Origin of the sequence: Haloferax profundi (assembly GCF_001469865.1) — an archaeon.
GTDB classification, from domain to species: domain Archaea; phylum Halobacteriota; class Halobacteria; order Halobacteriales; family Haloferacaceae; genus Haloferax; species Haloferax profundi.
This window is the reverse complement of record NZ_LOPV01000143.1, coordinates 1-8,521: the sequence shown is the minus strand read 5'-3', so window position 1 is coordinate 8,521 and position 8,521 is coordinate 1. Positions and strand designations below refer to the sequence as shown.

7 protein-coding genes and 1 pseudogene are annotated in these 8,521 nt (G+C 63.1%); 2 read left to right on the top strand and 6 right to left on the bottom strand.

Features of this window, described 5'->3' with window-relative positions:
- The 6 genes from AUR66_RS07415 to AUR66_RS07390 form a co-directional block, all read right to left on the bottom strand.
- Nucleotides 1-1,241 (bottom strand): acyl-CoA carboxylase subunit beta (locus tag AUR66_RS07415; protein WP_058571832.1); only part of this gene is annotated, 1,241 nt, incomplete at its 3' end.
- A 186-nt stretch (nt 1,242-1,427) separates the two neighbouring features.
- Nucleotides 1,428-2,846 (bottom strand): sodium-dependent transporter, encoded by a 1,419-nt coding sequence (locus AUR66_RS07410; RefSeq protein WP_058571831.1) that lies wholly within the window; start codon nt 2,844-2,846, stop codon nt 1,428-1,430.
- Between the two features lie 195 nt (nt 2,847-3,041).
- Nucleotides 3,042-4,379 carry a sodium-dependent transporter gene (locus tag AUR66_RS07405; protein WP_058571830.1) on the bottom strand — a complete coding sequence of 446 codons (1,338 nt, stop codon included), beginning with the start codon at nt 4,377-4,379 and terminating at the stop codon, nt 3,042-3,044.
- A 231-nt stretch (nt 4,380-4,610) separates the two neighbouring features.
- A complete protein-coding gene (locus AUR66_RS07400; protein WP_058571829.1) occupies nt 4,611-5,318 on the bottom strand; it encodes an SDR family oxidoreductase in 708 nt (235 codons plus the stop codon).
- A gap of 93 nt (nt 5,319-5,411) precedes the next feature.
- Nucleotides 5,412-6,377 (bottom strand): NADPH:quinone reductase, encoded by a 966-nt coding sequence (locus tag AUR66_RS07395; RefSeq protein ID WP_058571828.1) that lies wholly within the window; start codon nt 6,375-6,377, stop codon nt 5,412-5,414.
- A gap of 176 nt (nt 6,378-6,553) precedes the next feature.
- On the bottom strand, nt 6,554-6,838 hold the full coding sequence (locus AUR66_RS07390) for a hypothetical protein (protein WP_058571827.1): 285 nt from the start codon (nt 6,836-6,838) through the stop codon (nt 6,554-6,556).
- A 320-nt stretch (nt 6,839-7,158) separates the two neighbouring features.
- Between AUR66_RS07390 and sucC the strand changes: the two genes are divergently transcribed.
- On the top strand, nt 7,159-8,304 hold the full coding sequence (sucC, locus tag AUR66_RS07385) for an ADP-forming succinate--CoA ligase subunit beta (RefSeq protein WP_058571826.1): 1,146 nt from the start codon (nt 7,159-7,161) through the stop codon (nt 8,302-8,304).
- Nucleotides 8,301-8,521 (top strand): annotated as a pseudogene (locus AUR66_RS07380) (succinate--CoA ligase subunit alpha); the annotation flags it as partial. The gene sucC and the pseudogene AUR66_RS07380, both read left to right, overlap by 4 nt.

Genomic DNA, 8,521 nt, shown 5'->3' with positions numbered 1-8,521 from the left:
AGGTGTTTCGAGGCCATGACGTCGTACGCACCGCCGTAGGCTTTGCGCGTGATGACCGTCATCAGGGGAACCGTGGCCTCGGAGTAGGCGTACAGGAGTTTCGCACCGTGACGGATGATACCGTTGTGTTCCTGGTCGGTTCCGGGGAGGAATCCGGGCACGTCCACGAACGTCAGGATGGGGACGTTGAAGGAGTCGCACATCCGGATGAACCGCGCTGCCTTCTCGGACGACTCGATGTCGAGAGTGCCAGCGTTCACCCGGGGTTGGTTCGCGACGAGACCGACCGAGTGGCCGTCGAGGCGGCCGAAGCCGACGACGATGTTCTTCGCGAAGTCTTCCTGCACCTCGAAGAACGACCCCTCGTCGACGACGCCGCCGATGACGTCGTGGATGTCGTACGGTTTCCGCGGTTGGTCGGGGACGACTTCCGCGAGGTGTTCGTCGACGCGGTCCGGGTCGTCCCACGGTTCGACGCGGGGCGGGTCCTCGACGTTGTTCTGCGGCAGGTACGACAGGAGGTGGCGGATGTCGTCGAGTGCCTGCTCTTCGGTGTCGGTGGCGAAGTGGGCGACACCGCTCGTCGCGGTGTGCGTGGTCGCACCACCGAGTTCGTCGAAGGTGACCTCCTCGCCCGTGACCGTCTTGATGACGTCCGGGCCGGTGATGAACATGTGGCTGGTGTCGCGGACCATGAACGTGAAGTCCGTCAGCGCCGGGGAGTAGACGGCACCGCCGGCACAGGGACCCATGATAGCGGAAATCTGCGGGATGACACCCGACGCTTCGGTGTTACGGCGGAAGATTTCGCCGAACCCACCGAGCGACTGGACGCCCTCTTGGATGCGCGCGCCGGCGGAGTCGTTCAACCCGACGACGGGTGCGCCGACTTCCATCGCCTTGTCCATCACCTTGCAGACCTTCTCGGCGAAGACTTCGCCGAGCGACCCGCCGAAGACGGTGAAGTCGTGGGCGAAGACGAAGACGGTTCGTCCGTCTACTTCGCCGTATCCCGTGACGACGCCGTCGCCGGGGAGTTTCGACTCTTCCATGCCGAACTTGTGGTTTCGGTGCGTGCGGAACTGGTCGAACTCCTGGAACGTGCCGTCGTCGAGGAAGTAATCGACACGCTCGCGGGCGGTCATCTTCCCCTTGTCGTGCTGGGAGGCGATTCGGTCTTCGCCGCCGCCCTTCAGTGCTTCTTCGCGTTTCTCACGGAGTTCGTCGATCCGGTCTTCCATCGTCATGCCAGACCACCTTCGCTCATTGGAACGTCGGTGCGTAGTCTGGGGTCAAAGGAGTTCCGCAATCCGGCAACCCTTACTTCGACAACTGTCGAATAATAGGTCGAACAATCATCACAGATAGCACCCCAAAATCGATGGACTGCGTCGATGCAGCGGGAGAAAAAGACCAGCGAACGCGGCTTAGACGACCGAGTCGGGTCGTCGCAGGCCGACGAACGCGATGGCACTCGCGAGCACCGAGATACCGACAGTCGGCCAGAAGCCGAGACTCGCGTCCACGCCGAAGTGCGTCAAGAGCGTGAAGACGAGGAACAGCGGGAGTACGACGCCCGCACCGAAGAGCCACGGCGTCGCGAGGGCCTTCGCGACGGGGCCGCCGCCCGCGGTGAGCTCGTCGACTGCTTCGCGGCCCATGACCCACCCGACGAACAGGAGGAACGCGGCGAGACCGGCGGTCAGGAGTACGTTGACGAGGGTGCCCGCGACGAATCCGAAGATGCTCGGGTTGAACGCACACACCGTTCCCGTCACGGCGACGAGGCCGGTCATGCCGAGGACCGCCTGCTTGCGCGAGATGTCGTACTCGTCGACGAGGAACGCGACCGGAATCTCCAGCATACTGATGGAACTCGACAGTGCAGCGAGCGTCACGACGGCGAAGAACGCTGTCGCGATGAGCGTGCCAGCAGGAAGTTGCGAGAACGCGCCTGCGAGGCCGACGAACAGCGCACCGGGGCCAGTACCGGTCTCGGTGGGGTTGATACCCTGCGAGAACAGGAGTGGGAAAACGACGAGGCCGGTGATGACACCGACGCTCGTGTTGAGGACGGCGATGGCCGACCCGTCGAAGGGGAGCGACCGGTCCTCGTCGAGGTACGAGGCGTAGGTAATCATCGTGCCCGCACCGAGCGAGAGCGTAAAGAGCGCCTGTCCGGCGGCGGGGCCGAGGATGGCGAAGAAGTTCTCAGAGAGAACCGACGGGTCGAATCGGAGGAAGAAGGCGTATCCCGCCGCCGCGTTGGGTTGCGTCGCGGCCCACGCCGCGAGGCCGACGAGGAGGACGAGAACGGCGGGCATCATGACCTTGGTGCCGAGTTCGATGCCCTTGCGGACGCCTCCAAAGACGATGAGAGCGGTCAGTCCGAGGAACAGGAGGTGGTAGAGTGCAGCGTCCGCGCCGGCAGAGACGCCGCCGAAGTACTGGCCGGGATTGGCGAAGTACGCGGGATTCCCGGCGACGACAGAGACACCGCTTTCGAGGAGATAACGGAGAATCCACCCGCCGACGACGCTGTAGAACGACAACAGCGAGATTCCAGTGATAACCGAGAACGCGCCGACGACGCCCCACTTTTTCGACCCCGAGAGGTCACGGAGTGCGCCGACCGGCGATTTCTTCGCCCGCCGGCCGATGACGAACTCACCGAGGAGTCCGGGGACGCCGACGAGGAGGACGATTCCGAGGTACACGACGAGGAACGCGCTCCCGCCGTTTTCTGCGGTCTGCCACGGGAACCGCCAGATGTTCCCGAGGCCGACGGCGCTGCCGACAGCGGCGAGGATGAACCCGAGTCGTGTTGCCCATGTTTCTCGTGCCATTGAGACCCATTGTCAGTCAACCCCTAAAATGGCTTTCGGACCGAAGAAACGTCATCGCAGAAATTTAACGGTTCTACCGGCCACAAAAGCGGAATTCGCCATCGATTATTCGGAAAAGATGCGCAGCTGCCTACGATTCGTAACTGGCCGAAGAAATGGATTGTTCCCGACGTGCAGCGGCGGGTCGTCTCCGCTTCAGAGCGGCGGGATGATAGCCGGGTTCGCGCCGAGGAACAGGGTCTGGAGGCCCAGTGCGAGCGTGACGACGACGGCCACGATGACGAGCGTCCGCGCGAGCCAGAGCCACGTGATGCCGACGCCGTCGCCGAGGCCACTGCCTTTCATGAGTTCGTCGATGGCGGGAGCGCCGTAGACCCACGCCACGAAGATGAGGATGCCGAGGACACCCACCGGCAGGAAGAACTTGTACGCGAGCGTGTCGAACCACCCGAGCCACGCCGTGTCGATGGCCGACGGGACGCCGAGGAGGAAGATGATTCCGCCGAGCGTGACGGCCACCTGCGGGCGAGACACGTCGTAGTTGTCGATGACCCACGAGACGACGACTTCGAGGAGGCTAATCGCAGACGAGAGCGCCGCGATGAGCACGACGCCGAAGAAGACGACGCCGATGAGTTGTCCAGCGGGGAGGCTACCGAACGCGCCGGCGACGCTGATGAACACCGCGCCCGCACCGCTGGTGTTGGGGTCGATGCCCTGTGCGAACAGGAGTGGAAGGACGACGAGACCAGCGAGGACGCCGACGAAACTGTTCAGGAAGACGATGGTGATACCGTCACCGAACAGGCTCTGGTCGCCGTCGATGTAGGAGGCGTAGGTAATCATCGCGCCCATCCCAATCGAGAGCGAGAAGAACGCCTGCCCGACGGCGAACGGCACGATGTCGGTGAAGTTCGCAGCGAGTGCGTCGAAGTCGGGCGAGAGGAAGTACGCGTACCCTGCGGACGCGCCGGGAAGCGTGAAGGCGAAGACGGCGAGTGCGCCGAGGATGACGACGATACTCGGAACCATCAGCTTCGTCGCCTTCTCGATGCCGTCTTCGATACCCGCGGCGACGATGCCGACGACGAGTGCCATGAAGACGGCGTGGAGCACGAGGGCGTCCATGCCGGCGGAAATCTGTCCGAAGTACTCGGCGGGCGCACCGAAGTACGCGCCCGTCACACTGCCACCGAGGTACCGGAGGACCCACCCGCCGACGACACTGTAGTACGAGAGAATCCAGAATCCGGTGAAGAGGCCGAGCGCACCGACGATGCGCCAGTTCTTGTGCCCGAGTTTCTCGAAGGCGTCGATGGTGTTGAGGTTGGCCTTGCGTCCGATGATGAACTCGGCGAGGATGGCCGGGAGGCCGATACCGAGTGCGGCGACGAGGTAGACAATCAGGAACGACGCGCCACCGAACTGTGCGGTCTTGAACGGGAACTGCCAGATGTTCCCGAGGCCGACGGCACTGCCGACAGCGGCGAGGATGAATCCTGCCCTGCTTGCCCATGTTTCACGTTCGCTCATATCTACCACCCTGTTGCCGATGTGGGTGTGATAAATGACGCGGTATGCCGTCGCATATCGGAGGAAAAATCGACATATTTCTCCAACCGATTATATATGGAAAGACGTTCGTCCGAATATCGAGGGAAAGTATCTTCTAAATTCTAACGTGTGTCGTGTTCGTGAATGGCTCACTCGGGGTGAAATAATTCGTGCGCGAAGGTGTGGAATTATGTGTCACGGGCGATGATATCACGACTCACCGTAGACCGGAACTGCGGCCCCACTCGTCGCCGACGACGCATCCGAACAGAGGAACAACACCACGTCCGCAATCTCCTCTGGTTTCACCCACGCGTCGAAGTCCGCGTCGGGCATCATCTCGCGGTTCATCTCGGTGTCGATGACGCTCGGCATCACCGCGTTCGCGCGCACGATGCCGAGGTTCTCTTCTGCGATGGTCTCGGTGAGCAGACGGACGCCGGCCTTCGACGCCCGGTAGACGCCGTCACCGTTCCCGCCTTCGAGTGACGAGCGAGCGGAGACGCTCACGATTGCTCCTCCTGTCTTTTCGAGGTGCGGAATCGCGTGCTTCGACGCGAGGAACATCGTCTTGAGGTTCACGTCGAAGAGGAAATCGAACGTGTCCACCTCCGTCTCGTCGATTGGTGTCCCGCCGCGCCACGTCCCGGCGATGTTGGCGAGGTGGTCGAGTCGGCCGAAGTCCGAGACAGCGGCGTCGACGACGCGGGCCACCTCCTCTTCGTCGGTGAAGTCACCTTCGTAGAACCGGACACCTTCGGAGTCGAAGAACCCGTCGTCGTCGTCGGGGGCGACCACGTCCGCGGCGGCTACGTTCGCGCCGGCGTCGGCGAATGCTCTGGCCACTGCACCGCCGAGGGCACCGCTCGCGCCGGTGACGAGTGCGACTGTTCCGTCGAAGTCGTAGTTCACGTCCATGTCCGTGTACTACGTGAGCGAGGCCCATAATTTGGTCGTGGCCGTGCAGTCGCTGGCCGAACGCTGAGACAGAAAATCGCAGACCGAGTGTGGTCAGGGCGTGACGACGAGTTTGCCGAGGAAGCTATCTTCCATGACGGCACGCTGGGCCTCAGCCGCCTCGTCGAGGCCGTAGGTCCGCGCAACGTCGATTTCGAACTCACCTGCGCCCATCTGTCCGGCGAGTTCGCGCAGTGGCGCGGCGAGTTCCGGCGTGTTGAACATGCTCATCATCGTAATCTGGAGGTCCTTGCCGCGGGCCGACGACGACAGGTCGAAGCCGACCTGCGGGTCGTTCTCGCCGATACCGACGACGCGGCCACCAGTCGTCGCCACGTCGGCGTCGAACTGGAGGTAGTCGTCGAGGCGGTGGTCGAGCGTCAGGTCGACGCCGTCGCCTTTCGCGGCGTCAGTGACGGCCTCTGCGAGGTCGTCGCGGTCGTAGTCGAGGACGACGTCCGCGCCGAGTTCGGACACGCGGTCGTGGTATTTCGGTGCCGCCGTTGTGATGACCTGTGCGCCCGCGGCCGCGGCGAGTTGGACCGCCGCGTGGCCGACGCCGCCGGACCCGCCGTGAATGAGAACCGTATCGCCGAGTTGCATCTCGCCGTGGTCGACGAGTGCTCGCCACGCGGTGACGCCGGCGACGCCCGCACCGCCGGCGGCGACGAGGTCCACTCCGTCTGGGAGGACTGCGAGGCGGTCGGTGGGGACGGCGGCGAACTCGGCGTAGCCACCGTAGTGGTCCTTTCCGATGCCAGTGCCCACGACTGCATCGCCTTCCTCGAATCCAGTCACGTCGCTCCCGACGGCAGCGACTTCGCCGGCGACGTCCACGCCGGGAATCATCGGCATGGCGAACGGTTGGTACGACCCTTCGCGGAAGTAGGTGTCCACCGGGTTGACGCCCGCCGCGGCAACCTCGACGAGCACCTCGTCTGCCGCCGGTTCGGGCGTGTCGATGTCGTCTACCTGAAGTACGTCGCGTCCACCGTGTTCGTGGAATCTGACAGCGCGCATGACGAGAGGTGTGTCCTCATTCGTGATAAAATCGGACACCCCGGCCAGATACTGGGGGTGTTCATACACGCTGCGGCCAGATGAGAGCGCTGTCGCTGGCGGTGCCACAGAGACGAGCGCTGTCGCTCCCAGTGCCAGAGGCGGAGGGCGTCACTGGAGGGCGGGTGTGCGGTGACTCACCGAAGTCCTGACCCAGCGAGGAAGGCGAGGACACCGGCGACGACACCGAACGTCAGGAGGACCAACAGGATGCGGCGTTGGCGGGGTGTGAGCGGCGCGGGATGCAGAGACCGCTCGAGCGCGAACCCTAATGCGGTCCCAGTCGCCACGAAGATGACGAGGAGCATCGTTATCTGCCTCGTCATCCACCATGCGGCGACGCCGAACGAGAGACCGAGGACCATGCCGAGGGCCCAACCGAACCCTCCAGTGTGGCGGCGTTCGTTCGTCTCGGTTCCCATACGCCGAGTACGTCGTTGAGTGACAAACACACACCGGTAGCTGTGCCAAATCGAGACTGTACCGTTCGGAGACATTACTGGGTGGACACGCTCCGCGCCCGGAGATGGGTCGAAATGAGAGACCCCGCGTGTGCGAGACCCGTCTGTGACTCCACGCCGTCCGAACGACGGCAGTCGAACACCGTTGTCGCCCGAATGCCACTGCCTGAATCAAAGTATTATTCGACTACCGAGTAAACTCGCGTCCCGTAATTTTCCGAGACAATTCTGAACGAGATGGATGGGATTTAAGCGCGTGCCTTTCCCTCCCACGCATGGTAATGAAGCTTCACGAATACCAGGCGAAGAATATCTTCGCAGAGGCAGGGATTCCGGTCCCAGAGTCCCGTCTCGCGTCGTCTGTAGACGAGGTCATGGAGGCGGTCGAGGACATCGGATACCCCGCTGCTATCAAAGCGCAGGTTCACGTCGGTGGACGTGGCAAGGCCGGCGGTATCAAGATTGCCATGGACGAAGACGAGGCCCGACAGGCCGCAGAGGACATCCTGGGGATGGACCTCAAAGGCTACACCGTCGAGCAGGTGCTCGTCGAAGCGGGTGTCGACTTCGAGAACGAACTGTACGTCGGTGTCACGATGGACCGTAGCGCGGGCAAGCCCGTCGCGATGGTCTCGACCGAAGGTGGCGTCAACATCGAGGAAGTCGCCGAGGAGAACCCCGACGCAATCGCACGCGAACACATCGACCCCGCGTTCGGTCTGCACCCCTATCAGGCCCGCAAACTCGTCTTCGACGCGGGCATCCCACGCGACGTCGCCTTCGACGTCGCCTCGTTCCTCTCGACGCTCTACGACCTCTACGAGGCCAACGACGCGTCCGACATCGAGATCAACCCGGTCATGATTACGTCCGACCGCGACGTCGTCGCTGCGGACGCCGTCATGAACATCGACGACGACGCACTCTTCCGCCACGAAGACCTCGCGGCGATGGAAGAAGACTCCTACGAGGACGAACTCGAAGCCAAGGCTGGCGAATACGGCTTCGACTACGTCCGTCTGTCGGGCAACGTCGGTATCATCGGCAACGGTGCCGGTCTCGTCATGACGACGCTCGACCTCGTAGACTACTTCGGTGGCACGCCCGCCAACTTCCTCGACATCGGTGGTGGCGCGAAGGCCGAACGCGTGGCGAACGCGCTGGACATGGTCTTCTCCGACGAGAACGTCGACTCCGTCGTCTTCAACATCTTCGGCGGAATCACCCGCGGTGACGAGGTTGCCAAGGGTATCAACGAGGCACTCGAGAGCTTCGACGAGATTCCGAAACCGGTCGTCGTCCGCCTCGCAGGCACGAACGCCGAAGAGGGGATGGAGATTCTGAACACGGAACTCGTACAGGTCGAAGGGACGCTGGAAGACGCAGTCCAGCGTGCTGTCGAGAACGCACAGGAGGTGTCCCAATGAGTATTTTCGTCGACGACGACACGCGCGTAGTTGTACAGGGTATCACCGGTGGGGAAGGCCGCTTCCACACCCAGCAGATGATGGAGTACGGCACGAACGTCGTCGCCGGTGCGGTCCCCGGCAAGGGCGGACAGGAAGTCGAAGGCGTTCCCGTCTACGACACCGTCTCCGAAGCAGTCGAAGAAGAAGACGCCAACGCGTCCGTCGTGTTCGTCCC